Raw genomic sequence first — 16656 nt, 5'->3', positions numbered from 1 at the left:
TCACCCCCTGGTGTCTTGAACGCTGTTGCGGTACGCCGCCGGGGTCACCCCCAGTACGCGCCGGAACCAGCGGGTGAGGTGCGCCTGGTCGGCGAAGCCGACGAGGGCCGCGACCTCCACGGGGCGCAGTCCGGCTTCCAGGAGGCCGCGGGCCCTGGCGACCCGGTGCTGGGCGAGCCAGGCGTACGGCGGTACGCCCACCGTCGTGCGGAAGGCACGGAGCAGTTGGTAGCGGGACATGCCCAGGTCCGTGGCGAGCAGAGCAAGGGAGGGAGGGTCCAGCAGCTCGTCGGCCAGGCGGTCGCGTACGGTCCTGGCGATGCCGGCGGCCCCGGGCACGGTGTCGCCGGTCGCGCGGGCCGTGGAGTGGCGGCGGGCGAGGGCCGTGAGCAGCCAGGGCAGCCGGGACTCGGCCTCCAGCGGGTCGGGGCAGGAGCTGATGTCGGTGTGGGCGGCGCGCAGGGCCGCTGCGAGTTCCGGGTCGTGCAGGACGGGGTTCCTGAAGTGCGGGAGGCCGCCGAGGGTGCCGTCGGTGAGCAGGGCAGGCTCGGCGTAGAGGGCCTGGTAGGCGTAGCCGTCGCAGGCGGCCGGGCCTCCGGTGTGCATCTCGCCGGGCTCCAGGACGACGATCGAGCCGGGGTAGGAGTGGATGTGCCCCCCGCGGTACGCGATGACCTCCGAGCCGCCGACGGTGACGCCGACGGTGAACTCCTCGTGGGCGTGGGGCGCGTAGACGTGCCGGTCGAAGTGGGCGGTGAGGAGGTCGAGGGGCGGGCCGGCGCGGCCGAGTCGTGCCCTGGTCCAGCTGGCCTGTTCCCGTATCCCCATCTCGCACCCCCGCCCACAGGGGATCAGAGGAGGTCGGCCGTGTCCAGGTCGAAGGCGAACGGTTCGGGAAGCGTGACGGACTTGCCGAAGGGGCGAGCGCAGTGCTCGCGGTAGTCGTCGTCCTTCGGCTCGCTGAACACCGTGATCTGAGCGGTGTCCCGGTCGACGAGCAGATAGAGCGGGATGCCCGCGCGGGCGTAGCAGCGGCGCTTGGCCTCGCGGTCGGCCTGCGGCTTGGAGGAGGTCACACCCATCACCATGGCGACGCCGTCGCAGGGCATCCAGGAGCCGACTCCGCCGAACAAGTCGCACTCGATCCTCGGGCGGCGCCGGGAGGTGCGGGTCGTCCGCTTCCATGCCGACGACGCCGATGGGCTCGTGCGCGCCCTCGACCGGGCCCGTCTCTGAGCTCCCCGTACGCTGGCGGGCGGAGTTCGATCGAAGGAGTACGCGTGCTTGTCCTGCTGCCGCCGTCCGAAGGAAAGGCATCGTCCGGTCGTGGTGCGCCGCTGAAGCCGGAGTCGCTGTCGCTGCCGGGGCTCGCCGAGGCCCGGGAGGCCGTTCTCGGCGAGCTGGTCGAGTTGTGCGCCGGTGATGAGGACAAGGCACGTGAGGTGCTGGGGCTGAGCGAGGGGCTGCGGGGCGAGGTCGCGAAGAACGCCGAGCTGCGGACGGCGGGGGCTCGGCCGGCCGGGGAGATCTACACCGGTGTGCTCTACGACTCCCTCGGCCTGGCCTCCCTCGACCCGGCCGCCAAGCGGCGGGCCGCGCGGTCACTACTCGTGTTCTCCGGGTTGTGGGGTGCCGTGCGGGTGACGGACCGGATTCCGTCCTACCGGTGCTCGATGGGGGTGAGGCTGCCGGGGCTCGGGGCGCTGGGCGCGCACTGGCGTACGCCGATGGCGTCGGTGCTGCCGGAGGTGGCCGGGAGCGGGCTGGTACTGGATCTGCGGTCCGCCGCGTACGCAGCCGCCTGGAAGCCGAAGGGTGAGGTCGCTGGGCGTACGGCGTCGGTGCGGGTGCTGCACGCGCCGACGCGGAAGGTGGTCAGCCACTTCAACAAGGCGACGAAGGGGCGGATCGTGCGCAGTCTGCTGACCGCCGGGGCCGACCCGAAGGGCCCGGCCGAGCTGGTGGAGGCGCTCAAGGATCTCGGGTACGTCGTGGAGGCGCAGGCGCCCGCGAAGGCGGGGCAGGCGTGGTCGCTGGATGTGCTGGTGGACGAGGTGCACTAACGCGCACTGCGCAGGCGCGTTGCACGCTACGCAATGACCTTTGCGCATCCTGCATGCCGACGGCAGGATGACGCCATGGCCTCCCCTCCCCTGCCCGCTTCCGTGCTGGACCTCGCGCCCGTCGTCCCCGTCGTCGTCATCGAGGACGTCGGCGACGCCGTACCGCTGGCGCGGGCGCTGGTCGCGGGCGGGCTGTCCGCGATCGAGGTGACGTTGCGGACGCCCGTGGCCCTGGAGGCGATCCGCAGGATCGCCCGGGAGGTGCCCGGGGCCGTCGTCGGGGCCGGGACGGTGGTCCGGCCCGGGCAGGTCGCGGAGGCGGTGGCGGTGGGCTCCCGGTTCCTGGTCAGTCCCGGCTGGACGGACCGGCTGCTGGAGGCGATGCGGGGGTCCGGGGTGCCGTTCCTGCCGGGGGTCTCCACGGCGTCCGAGGTCGTGGCGCTGCTGGAGCGCGGGGTACGGGAGATGAAGTTCTTCCCGGCGCAGGCCGCGGGTGGTACGGCGTATCTGAGGTCGCTGTCGGGGCCGTTGCCGCAGGCGCGGTTCTGCCCGACGGGCGGGATCGGCCCGGACTCGGCGCCGGACTATCTGGCGCTGCCCAACGTGGGCTGTGTGGGCGGGAGCTGGATGCTGCCGCGGGATGCCGTCGCCGCCCGTGACTGGGGCCGTGTCGAGGTGCTGGCCCGTGCGGCCTCCGCGCTCAGCGCAGGTGGGACGTGTCGTTGAGGAGGCGGACGCTGGCGTTGCCGTCCGCGTAGTAGGCGACCACCGACAGGGACGCGGCCGACAGTTCCATGCGGAACAACGACTCCGGCGGGGCGCCCAGGGCGAGCCGGACGAGCGTCTTGATGGGGGTCACGTGCGTGACGAGCAGGACCGTGCGGCCCGCGTACGCCGCGACCAGCTTGTCGCGGGTGGCGGCGAGCCGGCCGGCCGTCGCCGCGAAGCTCTCGCCGCCGCCGGTGGGTTCGGCGTCCGGGGAGGCCAGCCAGGCGTTCAGGTCGTCGGGGTGGCGCTCGCGCACCTCGGCGAAGGTGAGGCCCTCCCAGGCGCCGAAGTCGGTCTCGCGCAGGCCGTCGTCGATGCTCACCTCGAGTCCGAGCCGCGCGGCGACGATCCCTGCGGTCTCCCGCGTCCGGGCGAGCGGTGACGACACGACGGCCTGGATGGTTCCCCGCCGGGCCAGCATCGCGGCGGCCCGCTCGGCCTGTTCCCGGCCCGCGTCGGAGAGGGACGGGTCGGTGCCGCCGCTCCCCGAGAACCGCTTCTGCGGGGTGAGCGGCGTCTCGCCGTGCCGCAGCAGGACGAAGGTGGCGGGGGCACCCATGTCGGCGGGGGCCCATCCGGGCGCGGCGACGGCCTTGGCGGCACGGGTGTCGGCACGTACGGCGTCCCCGGCAGCACCGGCGCGGGTGTCGGCGCCGACCTTCGCGGCACGGGCCTCGCCGTCGGCGTCGGCCGTGCCCCGCCCATCCGCCACGGCCCCCGCGGCGGCGTCATCCGTCGCCGCGCCGGCAGAAGCCCCGGCCAGGACCCCCCGGCCGGGTTCCGTCGAGCCTCGCGCGGCATCCAGGTCCGAGTCGGTCGCAGCGGCCGCCGCACGGCCTTCCGCGAGAGCTCCACGGACCCGCGCCGCACCCGCCGCCGCGTCGCCGGGCGGCCCGGACGGCGTGACGGCCTCAGCGCGCCCAGCACCCCCGGCCGCCGCGTCCAGCTCGGCTGTCGACGTCGACTCCGACCACCTCTCGCCCCTGGCCCCCGCATCCATCGCCTCGTTCGCCAGCCGGTCCGCGTGCTTGTTCTGCGCCCTCGGCATCCACTCGTACGTCACCCGCCCGGGCGGGAAGACCCGGGCCGCCTGGGCGGCCAGGGGTTTCATGTCGGGGTGCTTGATCTTCCAGCGGCCCGACATCTGCTCGACGACGAGCTTGGAGTCCATCCGGACGTGGACCGTCGCGTCCGGGTCCAGTTCCCGGGCGGCGAGCAGGCCGGCGAGGAGGCCGCGGTACTCGGCGACGTTGTTCGTGGCGACGCCGATGTACTCGGCGGTCTCCCGCAGGGTCTCCCCCGTCGCCGCGTCGCTGACCACAGCCCCGTAGCCGGCGGGCCCGGGGTTGCCCCGCGAGCCGCCGTCGGCCTCGACGATGAACTCCCGCACCTCAAGGGCTCCCTGAAGGCCTAGAGACCGGACTCGGACGTGCGCACCAGGATGCGGCGGCAGTTCTCGCAGCGCACCACCGTGTCGGGCGCGGCCTTGCGGATCTCCGCCAGTTCGGTGATGGCGAGCTCCTGCCGGCAGCCCTGGCAGCTGCGCGCGTACAGCTTCGCCGCCCCGATGCCGCCCTGCTGGCCGCGCAGCTTGTCGTAGAGCTTCAGCAGATCGGCCGGGATGGAACCGGCGACGACCTCGCGCTCCTTGGTGACCGTGGCGACCTCGCCGTCGATCTGCTCGAACGCGGCGTCGCGGCGTGCGGTCGCGTCGTCGATCTTCGACTGGACGGAGGAGACGCGTTCGGTCAGCTCGGCGACCCGCTCCTGCGCGGACTCCCGGCGCTCCATGACCTCCAGTACGACGTCCTCCAGATCGCCCTGCCGCTTGGCGAGGGAGGCGATCTCACGCTGGAGGTTCTCCAGGTCCTTGGGGGAGGTGACGGCGCCGGAGTCGAGGCGCTGCTGGTCGCGGGTGGCGCGCTGGCGCACCTGGTCCACGTCCTGCTCGGCCTTGGTCTGCTCGCGGGCGGTGTCGCTCTCCTCGGTCTGCGCGGCCACGAGCAGGTCGCGCAGCTGGGTGAGGTCCTTGGTCAGCGACTCGATCTCGGCGTGCTCGGGCAGCGACTTGCGCTTGTGCGCGAGCTGCTGGAGGCGGACGTCGAGGTCCTGGACGTCGAGGAGACGGATCTGGTCGGCGGGCGCGGCGTTCAGTTCGGGGCTCCAAGGGAATCAGAAGGGGGCGAGGCCGCGTGCGCGGTCCAGGGGTCGGTGACCGTCTTCGAGACGTGGACGCGCAGGTCCCATCCGTGCCGGTCGGAGATCTCGTCGAGCTGGCTCGCGGCCAGCTCGCACCAGGGCCACTCGGTGGCCCAGTGCGCCGCGTCGAGCAGCGCGAGGGGGCGGGGGGCGACAGCCGCCGTGAACTCCGCCGCCGGGTGGTGGCGCAGGTCGGCCGTGAGGAAGGCGTCGACTCCGGCCGCGCGTACGTGGTCGAAGAGGCTGTCGCCTGAGCCGCCGCTGACGGCGACGGTGCGCACGAGCGCCTCGGGGTCGCCGGCGACGCGGATGCCCTGCGCGGTGGCGGGCAGCCGCTCGGCGGCGCGGGCGGCGAACTCCCGGACGGTCACCGGGTGGTCGAGGGCGCAGAGGCGGCCCAGGCCCCGGCGGCCCTCGGGGTCGGTGGGGTCCGGCACGAGCGGCCCGGTGACGCGCAGGTCCAGCGCGCCCGCGAGGGCGTCGGACACGCCCGGGTCGGCGGTGTCGGCGTTGGTGTGGGCGACGTGCAGCGCGATGTCGTTCTTGATGAGGGTGTGCACGACACGGCCCTTGAAGTGCGTCGCCGCGACCGTCGTCGTGCCGCGCAGATACAGCGGGTGGTGGGTGACGAGCAGGTCGGCGCCCAGCTTCACCGCCTCGTCGACGATCTCCTGAACCGGGTCGACGGCGAACAGCACCCGGGTGACCTCGTGGTCCGGGTCGCCCGCGACGGTGCCGACCGCGTCCCATGACTCGGCCCGCTCGGCGGGCCACAGGGTCTCCAGCGCGGCGATGACTTCAGACAGACGGGGCACGGGAGCAAGGCTACCCGCCTGATCTGTGGCGTTGCACCGCCACCGGCCGGTCCCGGCCCCCATCGCCCCGCTCAGCACAATCGCCCCCTTCTCCTCAGGCGAATCGTTCCTGGAACACCTTTATGTGTGAAGCCTGCCGCCACGGAATTCCACGTTCGGGCGGGCGAAAACTACCTTCGTCACTGGAGGTGACCGAACGATGACTGCCTGTGCGATCGAGCTTTCGGCGGGACGGGACGGTGACGAGGAGGGGGACGGGTCCGTTCCGGCCGGCTGCACACTCACCGCGGACGGCGCCTACGGCGCGCGTCTGGCCCCGGCCGGCGGCTGCTGGTTCCCGGAGCGCTGGACCCTGGACGGCCCGGAGCCGTACGCGGTGCCCCTCCCCCGCAACCAGCCCGAGGAGCCCGGCACCGAGGTGCAGCCGATGAGTGACGGGCGGGTGCTGATCCACCGGGTGGTGGCCGGGCGGCACGCCTTCTCGCTGCTGTACCCGACCGGGCCGGGCACCGGCGAGCTGCCCCTGGGCGCGGTGGGGTGCGCGGACGGGAGCGCGCGGCTGCGGCTGCTGCCACCCGCCCCGGGCGGTGAACGGGCCTACGCCCTGGCCGTCGGGCCGCGTACGACGTCGGTGTGGCTGGTGGCGGGGGGTGCGTTCGGGCCCGAGCGGCTGGCGGAGCTGCCCGGCCGCTGTTCGGGCGGTGTCTGGCTGGACCGGTCGGGGCGGCTGCTGGCGCTGGACCGGGAGACCGGCGAGCACACCAAGTCCGTCGTGGTGGACCTGGAGCGCGGCGGTGAGGTGTCGCCGCTGCTGCAGATCGCCGCCGACAGCGACGACCGGCTGCTGCTCGCGGATCACGACAGCGGGCTGCTGATCGTCCGCTCGGACGCGCCCTCGCCGGGGCAGGACCGGCTGGGCTGGGGTGTCCTCGGTAGCACGCTGCCGGTGCGCTTCCCGGAGTGCCTGCGGCTGCCGGACTGCTCCGTCACACCGTTCGCGATCCAGCCGGGGCAGATGCTGACGCCGGAGAGCTGTGCCGTGGCGCTGCGGGTGGACGGGCCGACGGGCAGTTGGGTCGGTGTCTGGCGTCCCGCCGAGCGGCGGATGCACCACCTCCCGGCGCCCGAGGGGTGGTTGACGGGCGCGGGACTGTGGACGCCCGAGGGGGTGCTGCGGCTGCCGTACGCGACGGAGGCCGTGCCCTGCGGGGTGGCGCAGGTGAGCCCGCCGCCGGCCACCGGAGCGGAGCCGGGGGCCGCGACGGCACCGGGGGCCGCGCAGACTCCGGGGTCATTGCAGACTCCGGGGGCGGTGCGGACCCCGATGGTGGCGCCGACGCCGGGGGTCACGCCGACACCGGGGGCCATGTCCGCGCCGCTTCCGGAGCCGGAGCCGGCTGCTCCGGTGGCGCCGTACTCCGGCCGGCCGGCGGAACCGGAAGAGCCCGCCCCGCCGGCTCTTCCGGACGGGCCTCCGGCACCCTCGGCCCCACGCCCTGTGCCCCTTCAGGAAGCACCTTTGGGACGCCTTGTAACGAACTAGTGCCGGTTGGCGTGGCTGCCTGGATCCGAGGTCAGGGGGGCCGGTTAGACTCACCCGGCTGTAAAAAAGATCATGTTGACGGGGTGAATTCCATCCGATGAGTGACGCCAGCACGAACCAGCCGCGCAATGCCGACGTCCAGCAGTCCTCCACCGGCCCCGGCCGGCACCGTGGAGAGGTCTCCACGCAGGACGGCGAGACGGCTCCGCGCGGACGTCACCGCAAGCCGGTGGCGGAGACCGAGCAGGCTGTGACTGCGGCCTGACGGCACGTCAGTCACCAGACGGCGAACGGCCCTTCCCGCCACAGGCGGGGAGGGCCGTTCCCGTTCCCTGTCTGCCGTCCGCGTTTCACCCGCGTCTCAGCCCCAGCACCTCCGCCGCCGCGAACGTCTCCCCCGCCGGCCGGTCCGCGTAGTAGGGCCCGAGGACGGCCTCCAGTTCGTCGTAGGTGAAGGTGTCCTGCTTGCTGTCGAACTTGGCGGCGACCCGGGGCCGTTCCACGACGGCGACCATCGCGCCGTGCACCACGAGGAGCTGCCCGGTGACGTGGGCGGCCGCGGGCGAGGCCAGATAGCCGACGAGCGGGGCGACGTGCTCGGGGGCGAGCGGGTCGAGGCCGGTGCCCGGGGGCCGGGCGACGCCCGCGAAGACGTCCTCGGTCATACGGGTGCGGGCGCGCGGGCAGATGGCGTTGGCCGTGACGCCGTACCGGCCGAGGGCGAGGGCGGTGGAGGTGGTGAGGCCGACGATCCCGCCCTTCGCGGCGGCGTAGTTGGGCTGGCCGGCGGAGCCCGCGAGGAACGCCTCCGAGGAGGTGTTCACGATCCGCCCGAACACCGGCGCCCCGGCCCTCTTCGACCGCTCCCGCCAGTGGGCGGCGGCGAACCGCGTGGTGTTGAAGTGACCCTTGAGGTGGACCCGCAGGACGGAGTCCCACTCCTCCTCGGACATCGAGAACACCATGCGGTCGCGGAGGATGCCCGCGTTGTTGACGAGGATGTCGAGCTTGCCGAACTCGGTGACGGCCGCCTCGACGAGAGCGCGGGCCTGTGCGAAGTCGGACACGTCGCCGGTGTGCGCGAGGGCGCTGCCGCCCGCCGCGCGGATCTCGGCGGCGACCTCCTCGGCGGGCCCGGCCGAGGCCTCGCCGGTGCCGTCGCGGCCGGGCTGCCCGTAGTCGTTGACGACGACGGCGGCGCCGAGCCGGGCGAGTTCCAGTGCCTCGGCCCGGCCGAGCCCGCGGCCCGCGCCGGTGACGACGGCGGACAGCCCTTGAAGTGGCAGTGGCATCGGCGGAGTCCTCAGATCTCTATGCAGGTGCGCAGGGCGGTCCCGGTGCGCATCTGGTCCAGGGCCTCGTTGATGTCGGCGAGCGGGACCCGGTGGGTGATCAGGCCGGCCAGGTCGATCCGGCCCGCGCGCCACAGGGCGATGGTGCGTTCGTAGGAGCGCAGTACGTCGCCGCCGCCGTACATGGAGGGCAGTATGCGTTTTTCGTCGAAGAACAGCTCGAACATGTTGAGCTTCAGGAAGTCGTCCATGGCTCCGGCGCCGACCACGACGAGGGTGCCGCCGCGGCGGGTGTTGTCGTAGGCGGTGCGTGCCGTGGCGGACTTGCCGACGACCTCGAAGACGTGGTCGAAGCCCTCCCCGGCGGTGACCTGCTGTTTGGCGTCGGGCAGTTCGTCGGGTGAGACGGCCCGGGTGGCGCCGAACGCGAGGGCGGATTCGCGGCGGGCGGCGATCGGGTCGACGGCGACGATCTCGGCGGCGCCCCGGAGCCTGGCGCCCTGGATCACCGAGATGCCGACGCCGCCGCAGCCGATGACCGCCACCGAGGAACCGGCCTCCAGGTCGGCCGTGTTGAGCGCCGCGCCCTGGCCGGTGGTCACCCCGCAGCCGATGAGGGCGGCGATGTCGAAGGGCACGTCGTCGGGTATCGGCACCGCGCATCCGGCGTCGACGACGACCTCCTCGGTGAAGGTGCCGGTGCCGGCGAAGCCGAAGAGGTCACCGCCGGGGCGCTTGAAGTTGGGGGTGCCCGCGTTCATGAACCCGGCCAGGCACAGCTCGGTCTGCCCGCGCTTGCAGGCGGGGCAGGCGCCGCAGGCGGGCAGCCAGCACACCACGACCCGGTCGCCGGCCTTGAGGTGCGTGACGCCCTCGCCGACCTCGACGATCTCGCCCGCCCCCTCGTGCCCGGGTACGAAGGGTGCGGGCTGCGGGAGCACCCCGCTCATCGCGGACAGGTCCGAGTGGCACAGGCCCGTGGCGCGCACCCGGATCCGCACCTTGCCGGGTCCGAACCCCACCGCCTCGACGTCGTCGAGGACCTCCAGCTTGTCCTGGCCGATCTCGTGCAGTACGGCTGCGCGCATGGTGCGGGCTCCCCTCGTACGGCGTGCTGGGTCAGGTGTGTTCGACGACGGTGTCGGCGAGGACGGGCGCGTCCTCACGCTCGACGGCGCTGACGGCGACCCGGGTGGACCCGGGGGTGTGCCACATGCGGATCCGCAGGGTCTCGCCCGGGTACACGACCCCGGCGAACCGGGTGGCGTAGGACCGCACCCGGGTCACGTCCCCGCCGAGCGCGGTGTCGACGACCGCCTTGAGCGTGATGCCGTAGGTGCACAGGCCGTGCAGGATGGGCTTCTCGAACCCGGCGACCTTGGCGAACTCGGGGTCGGCGTGCAGCGGGTTCCAGTCGCCGCAGAGGCGGTAGAGCAGGGCCTGGTCTTCACGGACCGGCCGTTCGACGGTCCGGTCGGGCGCGCCCGCTGGGGGTTCGAGACGGGCCGAGGGGCCGCGGTCGCCGCCCCAGCCGCCTTCCCCGCGGATGAAGATCTGGGCGTCGTTGGTCCACAACGGGCCTTCGGGGTCGGCGACTTCGGTGCGCAGCACCAGGACGGCCGCGGTGCCCTTGTCGTACACCGCGGCGATCCGGTTGGTCGCGGTGGCGGTGCCCGCGGCCGGGAGGGGCCGGTGGAGGAGAAGGCTCTGGCCGCCGTGCAGGACGCGGGCCAGGTCGACCTCGACGCCGGGCATGGACAGCCCGCTGGTCACGCCGGGCTTTCCGCCGCCCGCGACGGTGGCGAAGGACGGCAGGACGTGCAGCCGGGTCTCCAGGGTGTAGCGCAGTTCGTCGGGATCGGTGGCGGGGCTGCCCGCGCCGACGCCCAGGTGGTAGAGCTGCACGTCCTTGTGGTCCCAGGAGATCTCGCCGGTCCGGGGCGGGGCGGCGAGCGCCTTGGCTGCGTCGATGGGCATGGGGCTCCTGATCGCCGGAGGAAGGACCTCGGTACGGCCGTCCGCACCGTCGGCCGCACCGAGGCCGTCTGCGAGCGGACCGGGACACAAACTGAAACGCGTTCCAGTCCTGCGCCCTCTGTATAGCCGAGCCCCCGACAGTTGTGAAGACTACTGACGCCGTGTCAGATCGGACACTCCTGCCCTCAGGGCACTTGGGCCGCCCGCCGCGGCAACCACACCCACATCAGTGCGACGCCGGCCGTCAGTACCGCCGCGCCCACCCGGAACGCGAGGGCGTAGCCCGCTGTCAGGGCTTCGGGGGTCGTGCTGCCCGCCGACTCGGCTGCCGCCAGGGTGGACAGGACCGCAAGGCCCAGGGAACCGCCCATCGTGCGGGACGTGTTGACGAGGCCGGAGACCAGGCCCGCCTCTTCGGGGGCGGCGCCGGACGTGGCCAGGGAGGCGAGGGGGGTCGCCGCCAGGCCCGCGCCGAGCATCATGAGGATGCCGGGGACGAGGATCGCCGTCACGTAGGAGCCGTCGGGTGTCATCGTGGACTGCCAGGCGAAGCCGGCGACGGCGATCAGGGTGCCCAGCGCGGCGACGTTGCGCGGGCCGACCGGCCGCATCAGGCGGGGTGCGAGCTTGGAGCCGAGGATGACGGCGAGGGAGCTGGGGACCAGGGCCAGGCCGGCCTCGATCGGGGTGTAGCCGAGGACGTTCTGCGCGTAGAGGGTCATGAAGAACCACATGCAGAACATCGCCGAACCGCACAGGAACATCGAGACGTTGGCGGAGGAGACCGAGCGGACGCGCAGGAGGCCGAGCGGCATCAGCGGGCTCGCCGTGCGGGCCTCGACCGCCAGGAACGCCCCGAGCAGGACGAGACCGGCGAGCAGCGGCAGCAGGGTGGCCGGTGCCGTCCAGCCCGCCGCCTCCGTCTGGGAGATGCCGTAGGCCAGCGTGCCCAGACCGGCCGTGACGAGCAGCGCGCCGGGCAGGTCGAGGCGCCGGCCGTCCCCGGCCCGGCCCTCGGTGAGGAACCAGGCGGCGGCGCACAGCACCACGGCTCCGACGGGCACGTTGATCAGCAGCACCCAGCGCCAGGACAGCGTCTCCACCAGCAGCCCGCCGACCAGGCCGCCCGCCGCGCCGCCGCCTGCCCCGACCGCCGTCCAGGTCCCGATCGCCCGGGCCCGCGCGGCGCCCCGAGGCACCGACGCCGTGAGGATCGTCAGCGTCGAGGGCGCGAGCACCGCCGCGCCGAGACCCTGCACGGCCCGCGCCACCAGCAGCTGCCAGTCGTCCTGCGCCAGCCCGCCGGCGGCGGAGGCCAGGGTGAACAGGCCGAGCCCGACGAGGAACATCCGCTTGCGGCCGTAGAGGTCTCCCGCGCGCCCGCCGAGCAGCATGAATCCGGCGAAGGCGATGGCGTAGGCGTTCACCACCCACTGCAGGCCCTGCTCGCTGAGCCCCAGCCCGGTCCGCATCGACGGCAGCGCCACGTTGACGACGGACACGTCCAGGACGACGAGGAACTGCCCGGCGCACGTGAGCGCCACCACGAGCCACATCGGCGGCGTTCCGCGCGCCCGCAGGCGGAAGAGTCGCCACGTACGGGCGGTGGCGGTGTCGGCGGATTCGAGCATGGGTGTCATGCTCTCAACCGCCTTGCGCCCCTTGCATCGGGATTTCGCCGGGCCCGGTTCTCGGTCCGCAGACCTAGGCCCGGGGCACATCGACACGAACCATGACATAGGGGCCTGACGAGGCCAAGGGAAGGTCAAGTTTTCATTAGGGTGCCGAAGCAACGGAATAGTTGCCTGGACATACAAGGTTCAGATTCCACGTAACCTGACGCTCCCCGGCCTGGAGGCCCTCCTCAATGACGCAGACGACGACAGACCGCCCCGCCGGCAGAGCGAGCGGCACCGTGGTCCCGGTGCTCGCCTTCGCGGGCATCGTTGTCGCGGTGATGCAGACCCTGCTCGTCCCGGTGATCAAGGATCTGCCGCAGCTGCTGGACACCGCCCCCAGCAACGCCACCTGGGTCCTCACCTCGACCCTCCTCTCGGGCGCGGTGGCCACCCCGATCATGGGCCGCCTCGGCGACCTCTACGGCAAGCGCCGCATGCTGATCCTGAGCCTCGCCGTGATGGTCGTCGGCGCCCTGGTCAGCGCCCTCACCAGCGATCTGCTGCTCATGATCACCGGCCGGACGCTCCAGGGCTTCGCGATGGGCGCGATCCCGCTCGGCATCGGCCTGATGCGCGACATGCTGCCCCGCGAGAAGCTCGGCTCGGCGATGGCCCTGATGAGCTCCTCCATAGGCGTCGGCGGCGGCCTCGCCCTGCCCGCCGCCGCCCTGGTCGCCCAGCACAGCGACTGGCACACCCTTTACTACGGCGCCGCCGGCCTCGGCCTGCTCGCGATCGCCCTCACCCTCCTCGTCGTGCCGGAGTCCCCGATGCGCGCCGAGGGCACCTTCGACCTGCCGGGCGCGCTCGGCCTCTCCGCCGGGCTCGTGCTGTTCCTGCTGCCGATCACCAAGGGCAGCGACTGGGGCTGGTCCTCCGGCACCACCCTCGGCCTGTTCGCCGCGTCGGCGGTCGTGCTCGTGCTGTGGGGCGTGATGGAGCTGCGTGTGAAGGCCCCGCTGGTCGACCTGCGCACCACGGCCCGCCCGGCCGTGCTCTTCACCAACCTCGCCTCGATCATGGTCGGCGTCTCCTTCTACGTCGTCTCCCTGGTCCTGCCGCAGCTGCTCCAGCTGCCGACGTCCACCGGCTACGGCCTCGGCCAGTCGATGGTCGTGGCGGGCCTGCTCGTCGCGCCGCTCGGCCTGACGATGATGTTCACGGCGCCCGTCTACGCCCGGCTGTCCGCGAAGTACGGCCCCAAGGTCACCCTGATCATCGGCCTGCTGATCATCGCGATCGGCTACGGCGCCGGACTCGGCCTGATGAGCGCCGCCTGGCAGAGCCTGGTCATCTCGGTCCTGCTGGGCGCGGGCATCGGCCTCGCCTACTCCTCGCTGCCCGCGCTGATCGTGGGCGCCGTCCCGGCGTCGGAGACGGGCGCGGCAAACGGCCTCAACACCCTGATGCGCTCCATCGGCACCTCGGTGTCGAGCGCGGTGATCGGCATGGTGCTGGCGAACACCGCGGACAACGTCGGCGGCGTCGAGATCCCGACCATGCACGGTTTCCGGGTCTCCTTCCTGATCGCGACGGGCGCGGTGGCCGTGGGCCTGGTCCTGGCCCTGTTCCTCCCGGGCCGGCGGCCGTCGGACAAGCCGCAGCTGAGGGCCAGCAGCGAGGAGGACGCGGCGCTGGAGCGCGCCGAGCAGGCGCTGCGCGGCTTCCGCGGCCGGGTGCTGGACGCCGACGGCTCCCCGGTCGCCCGCGCCAAGGTCACGCTGATCGACCGCCGCGGCCGTCAGGCCGGGGCGACGCTCTCCGCCGAGGACGGCAGCTACGCGCTCACCGTCCCCGCACAAGGGGCCTACGTCCTGGCCGCCCGCGCCACGGGTCACGGTCCGCTCGCCTCGTCCGCGACCCACGCGGGCGACGAGCGCCCGGTCGACCTGGACCTGCCGCTGCCGGGCGAGACGGTCCCCGCCTGATCGGCGGCCCGCTCCCCCTACTCACGGGTACCCCCTGTCGCCCCGCGGCAGGGGGTACGGCACGATGGCGCCCTGACCGTCGTACGACCGAGAGGAACCCCATGCCCGCGGCGCCGAAGCCCGAGATCCTGGCCGCGTTCGAGGCGGCGAAGGGGTTCATGCCCACCGGTGAGGGCCTGGCGCTGTACGCGGCGGCCGTGGAGGCCGGGCGGCTCGGGCTGCCGCTGCTGGAGGTCGGCACGTACTGCGGCCGCTCCACGATCCTGCTCGCCGACGCGGCCCGCGAGGCCGGGGTCAGCGCGCTCACCGTCGACCACCACCGCGGCAGCGAGGAGCAGCAGCCGGGCTGGGACTACCACGACCCGGAGACGGTCGACCCCGAGATCGGCCTGATGGACACGCTGCCCGCGTTCCGCCGCACGCTGCACCGGGCGGGCCTGGAGGAGCACGTGGTGGCGCTGGTCGGGCGTTCCCCGCAGATCGCCGCGTTCTGGCGGACGCCGCTGGGGCTCGTCTTCATCGACGGCGGCCACACCGACGAGCACGCCACCGCCGACTACGAGGGCTGGACGCCGCACGTCGCCGAGGGCGGTCTGCTCGTCATCCACGACGTCTTCCCCGAGCCGGAGGACGAGTTCACCGGCCAGGCCCCGTACCGCGTCTACCTCCGGGCCCTCGCCTCCGGCGCGTTCACGGAGGTCTCGGCGACGGACTCGCTGCGGGTCCTGCGCCGCACGGGCCCGGGCATCTGACGCACCGGCACTCCCACCCGCGGCCTCCACGGAGGTCTCGCCCACGAAGCCGGGCCACGGTCCGCGCCGTACGGGCCCGGGTCTCCGGGGGGAACGGCTGGGCGGGTGAACTGCGCCCCGTCCACCCGCGTCCGGTCGGCCCACGGGCGGCGTGGCGCGTCGGCGCCCGGCCGCCGCTGCCCAAGGATCCGGGCGCGTGGCACACACCTTCGAAGAGCTCGTGGAGAAGCAGCGCGCGGCGGACGAGGCCTACGCCCGTGTGCGTCATCTGCAGGACGCCTACGGGCCGCCCACCCAGACCAAGTGGAGCGACCAGCAGACCAGCACCTGGGAGACGGCCTGGCGCGCCTGGCGCGATCTCGCCCGGGACGTCCAGGCGGCGGTGACCGGGTACGCGAAGCAGGAGGGCACCCCGCGCCAGGAGGTGGAGGCCCGTGTGAAGGAGGCGGTACGGCACGGGGACGACGGCGGGAACGGGGCGTAGCCGTCCCCCGTCGGGACGCCGTGGGCCCGCCGCCCCCACCGGCGGCCGCTAGGGTGGCAGGCGTGTCGTACGCAGGCCCGGACTTCGAACCTCCCCAGAATCGCCGCCCCCGCCGCGGCCCCCTGACCGTCGCGCTCGCCGCGCTGGTGCCGGGGGCACTGCTCGGCTGGCTGGTGTACGAGACGGTCGGCGGCTCGGGAGACGAGGGGGGTTCGGGGCAGGCGACCGTACGGTCCTCCTCACCCGCCGCGTCGAGCGCGCCCTCCGACGACGCCAAGGAGCCGAGCGCCTCCGGCGAGCCCGATGACACCCCCTCGGCCTCCGCGCCCGCGGCCTCCGGCCCGCTCAAGGGCAAGGTCGTCGTCATCGACCCGGGGCACAACCCGGGCAACTTCCGGCACGCGTCCGAGATCAACCGCAAGGTGGACATCGGGACGAACGCGAAGGAGTGCGACACCACCGGCACGTCCACCAACGACGGTTACACCGAGGCGAAGTTCACGCTGGACGTGGCGCACCGGATGCGCACGCTCCTTCAGAAGCAGGGCGCCACGGTGAAGCTGACGCAGGACGGCGACCGGCCGTTCGGGCCGTGCGTGGACGAGCGGGCCCGGATCGGCAACCGGGCGAAGGCCGACGCCGTGGTCTCGATCCACGCGGACGGCTCGGGCTCCGGCAACCGCGGCTTCCACGTGATCCTGCCCGGCGCGGTGCACGCGGGCGGCGCGGACACCCGGGCCGTCGTCGGCCCCTCCCGCGATCTCGGCGAGCGCGTCGCGGGCCGTTTCGTGGCCGTCACCGGCAGCGCGCCCTCCAACTACGTCGGCGACGGCGGCGGACTCGTCACGCGGAAGGACCTGGGCGGTCTCAATCTGTCAACGGTTCCCAAGGTGTTCATCGAGTGCGGCAACATGCGCGATAGCAAGGACGCGGCGTTGCTCACCAGCGGCGCGTGGCGACAGAAGGCGGCGCAAGGGATCTCCGAGGGAATCGTGAGTTTTCTGCGCGGGTAGTCCCGGACCGGCAGATCCCGGCGGACACCCTGACCGGGCGGACGATAGGGTCCTCCTTACGATGAGGGGCCACCCCCGCGCTTCACACCGAGTCCGGACGGCGGCATGGTGACAGCGACGCCTCTACCGACGATGAGACGACC

The 16656-nt window shown here is 73.3% G+C and carries 17 protein-coding genes and 1 pseudogene; 9 read left to right on the top strand and 9 right to left on the bottom strand.

Translation table 11 applies throughout. From position 1 onward, the window contains the following. Together ACIQU3_RS27785 and ACIQU3_RS27780 are read right to left on the bottom strand one after the other, a co-directional pair. On the bottom strand, positions 1-828 hold the full coding sequence (locus tag ACIQU3_RS27785) for an AraC family ligand binding domain-containing protein (protein WP_403928240.1): 828 nt from the start codon (positions 826-828) through the stop codon (positions 1-3). Positions 829-851: 23 nt separating this feature from the next. Then, a pseudogene (locus ACIQU3_RS27780) lies at positions 852-1145 on the bottom strand (Uma2 family endonuclease); the annotation flags it as partial. On the opposite strand from ACIQU3_RS27780, the gene ACIQU3_RS27775 reads away from it, so the two are divergent. The 3 genes from ACIQU3_RS27775 to eda all read left to right on the top strand — a co-directional run bounded on the left by ACIQU3_RS27775 (position 1087) and on the right by eda (position 2789). Next, a complete protein-coding gene (locus ACIQU3_RS27775; RefSeq protein ID WP_403928238.1) occupies positions 1087-1236 on the top strand; it encodes a hypothetical protein in 150 nt (49 codons plus the stop codon). The pseudogene ACIQU3_RS27780 and the gene ACIQU3_RS27775 overlap by 59 nt on opposite strands. Positions 1237-1280: 44 nt before the next feature. Further along, positions 1281-2063, top strand: a complete 783-nt coding sequence (yaaA, locus tag ACIQU3_RS27770; protein WP_403928235.1) for a peroxide stress protein YaaA — start codon at positions 1281-1283, stop codon at positions 2061-2063. 75 nt (positions 2064-2138) lie between these two features. After that, positions 2139-2789, top strand: coding sequence for a bifunctional 4-hydroxy-2-oxoglutarate aldolase/2-dehydro-3-deoxy-phosphogluconate aldolase (gene eda / locus ACIQU3_RS27765; protein WP_403928232.1), 651 nt, complete (start codon positions 2139-2141; stop codon positions 2787-2789). Here the strand turns inward: eda and ACIQU3_RS27760 are convergent. Genes ACIQU3_RS27760 through ACIQU3_RS27750 form a run of 3 tightly spaced genes read right to left on the bottom strand, consistent with a single transcriptional unit; the run spans position 2764 to position 5845 of the window. Then, positions 2764-4221 carry a bifunctional RNase H/acid phosphatase gene (locus ACIQU3_RS27760; protein WP_403928230.1) on the bottom strand — a complete coding sequence of 486 codons (1458 nt, stop codon included), beginning with the start codon at positions 4219-4221 and terminating at the stop codon, positions 2764-2766. The two genes, eda and ACIQU3_RS27760, sit on opposite strands and share 26 nt — an antisense overlap. Before the next feature lie 20 nt (positions 4222-4241). Further along, positions 4242-4985: a zinc ribbon domain-containing protein gene (locus ACIQU3_RS27755; RefSeq protein ID WP_403928335.1), complete on the bottom strand. Its 744-nt coding sequence runs from the start codon at positions 4983-4985 to the stop codon at positions 4242-4244. Further along, positions 4982-5845 carry a Nif3-like dinuclear metal center hexameric protein gene (locus ACIQU3_RS27750; RefSeq protein WP_403731914.1) on the bottom strand — a complete coding sequence of 288 codons (864 nt, stop codon included), beginning with the start codon at positions 5843-5845 and terminating at the stop codon, positions 4982-4984. Before ACIQU3_RS27750 ends, ACIQU3_RS27755 begins: the two co-directional genes overlap by 4 nt. A 199-nt stretch (positions 5846-6044) precedes the next feature. Here ACIQU3_RS27750 and ACIQU3_RS27745 point away from each other — a divergent pair, with 199 nt between their 5' ends. Both ACIQU3_RS27745 and ACIQU3_RS27740 read left to right on the top strand, forming a co-directional pair. Then, the gene (locus ACIQU3_RS27745) at positions 6045-7388 is read left to right on the top strand and encodes a hypothetical protein (RefSeq protein WP_403928228.1); all 1344 of its coding nucleotides are present in this window, start codon (positions 6045-6047) and stop codon (positions 7386-7388) included. A gap of 97 nt (positions 7389-7485) precedes the next feature. Then, on the top strand, positions 7486-7653 hold the full coding sequence (locus ACIQU3_RS27740) for a hypothetical protein (protein WP_184845741.1): 168 nt from the start codon (positions 7486-7488) through the stop codon (positions 7651-7653). Positions 7654-7738: 85 nt separating this feature from the next. Here ACIQU3_RS27740 and ACIQU3_RS27735 read toward each other — a convergent pair whose 3' ends face one another. The 4 genes from ACIQU3_RS27735 to ACIQU3_RS27720 all read right to left on the bottom strand — a co-directional run bounded on the left by ACIQU3_RS27735 (position 7739) and on the right by ACIQU3_RS27720 (position 12297). Beyond that, on the bottom strand, positions 7739-8680 hold the full coding sequence (locus ACIQU3_RS27735) for a 3-oxoacyl-ACP reductase (protein ID WP_403731907.1): 942 nt from the start codon (positions 8678-8680) through the stop codon (positions 7739-7741). An 11-nt stretch (positions 8681-8691) separates the two neighbouring features. Next, the gene (locus ACIQU3_RS27730) at positions 8692-9768 is read right to left on the bottom strand and encodes a Zn-dependent alcohol dehydrogenase (RefSeq protein WP_403731904.1); all 1077 of its coding nucleotides are present in this window, start codon (positions 9766-9768) and stop codon (positions 8692-8694) included. A gap of 31 nt (positions 9769-9799) precedes the next feature. Continuing rightward, entirely contained in the window at positions 9800-10657 is an 858-nt protein-coding gene (locus ACIQU3_RS27725) for a MaoC/PaaZ C-terminal domain-containing protein (protein ID WP_403731901.1), read from the bottom strand. A gap of 185 nt (positions 10658-10842) precedes the next feature. Continuing rightward, entirely contained in the window at positions 10843-12297 is a 1455-nt protein-coding gene (locus tag ACIQU3_RS27720) for an MFS transporter (protein ID WP_403731898.1), read from the bottom strand. Between the two features lie 227 nt (positions 12298-12524). Between ACIQU3_RS27720 and ACIQU3_RS27715 the strand changes: the two genes are divergently transcribed. From ACIQU3_RS27715 to ACIQU3_RS27700, 4 genes are all read left to right on the top strand, one after another. After that, the gene (locus ACIQU3_RS27715; protein WP_403731895.1) at positions 12525-14264 is read left to right on the top strand and encodes an MFS transporter; all 1740 of its coding nucleotides are present in this window, start codon (positions 12525-12527) and stop codon (positions 14262-14264) included. A 101-nt stretch (positions 14265-14365) separates the two neighbouring features. Next, on the top strand, positions 14366-15016 hold the full coding sequence (locus ACIQU3_RS27710; RefSeq protein ID WP_403731891.1) for a class I SAM-dependent methyltransferase: 651 nt from the start codon (positions 14366-14368) through the stop codon (positions 15014-15016). A 196-nt stretch (positions 15017-15212) separates the two neighbouring features. After that, on the top strand, positions 15213-15500 hold the full coding sequence (locus tag ACIQU3_RS27705; protein ID WP_366713217.1) for a hypothetical protein: 288 nt from the start codon (positions 15213-15215) through the stop codon (positions 15498-15500). A gap of 62 nt (positions 15501-15562) precedes the next feature. Next, positions 15563-16513, top strand: coding sequence for an N-acetylmuramoyl-L-alanine amidase (locus ACIQU3_RS27700; protein ID WP_403731886.1), 951 nt, complete (start codon positions 15563-15565; stop codon positions 16511-16513). Positions 16514-16656: the final 143 nt, after the last annotated feature.

The organism is Streptomyces sp. NPDC101110, assembly GCF_044759525.1.
GTDB lineage: Bacteria > Actinomycetota > Actinomycetes > Streptomycetales > Streptomycetaceae > Streptomyces.
The sequence above is the reverse complement of the archived record's forward strand: the minus strand, read 5'-3'. Positions and strand labels throughout refer to the sequence as shown.

Coding starts and splice junctions, on each gene's coding strand:
- ACIQU3_RS27725 (WP_403731901.1), bottom strand. CDS start 10,657: ATGCCCATCGACGCAGCCAAGGCGCTCGCCGCCCCGCCCCGGACCGGC.
- ACIQU3_RS27715 (WP_403731895.1), top strand. CDS start 12,525: ATGACGCAGACGACGACAGACCGCCCCGCCGGCAGAGCGAGCGGCACC.
- ACIQU3_RS27785 (WP_403928240.1), bottom strand. CDS start 828: ATGGGGATACGGGAACAGGCCAGCTGGACCAGGGCACGACTCGGCCGC.
- ACIQU3_RS27775 (WP_403928238.1), top strand. CDS start 1,087: ATGGCGACGCCGTCGCAGGGCATCCAGGAGCCGACTCCGCCGAACAAG.
- ACIQU3_RS27735 (WP_403731907.1), bottom strand. CDS start 8,680: ATGCCACTGCCACTTCAAGGGCTGTCCGCCGTCGTCACCGGCGCGGGC.
- ACIQU3_RS27745 (WP_403928228.1), top strand. CDS start 6,045: ATGACTGCCTGTGCGATCGAGCTTTCGGCGGGACGGGACGGTGACGAG.
- ACIQU3_RS27730 (WP_403731904.1), bottom strand. CDS start 9,768: ATGCGCGCAGCCGTACTGCACGAGATCGGCCAGGACAAGCTGGAGGTC.
- eda (WP_403928232.1), top strand. CDS start 2,139: ATGGCCTCCCCTCCCCTGCCCGCTTCCGTGCTGGACCTCGCGCCCGTC.
- ACIQU3_RS27720 (WP_403731898.1), bottom strand. CDS start 12,297: ATGACACCCATGCTCGAATCCGCCGACACCGCCACCGCCCGTACGTGG.
- ACIQU3_RS27710 (WP_403731891.1), top strand. CDS start 14,366: ATGCCCGCGGCGCCGAAGCCCGAGATCCTGGCCGCGTTCGAGGCGGCG.
- ACIQU3_RS27740 (WP_184845741.1), top strand. CDS start 7,486: ATGAGTGACGCCAGCACGAACCAGCCGCGCAATGCCGACGTCCAGCAG.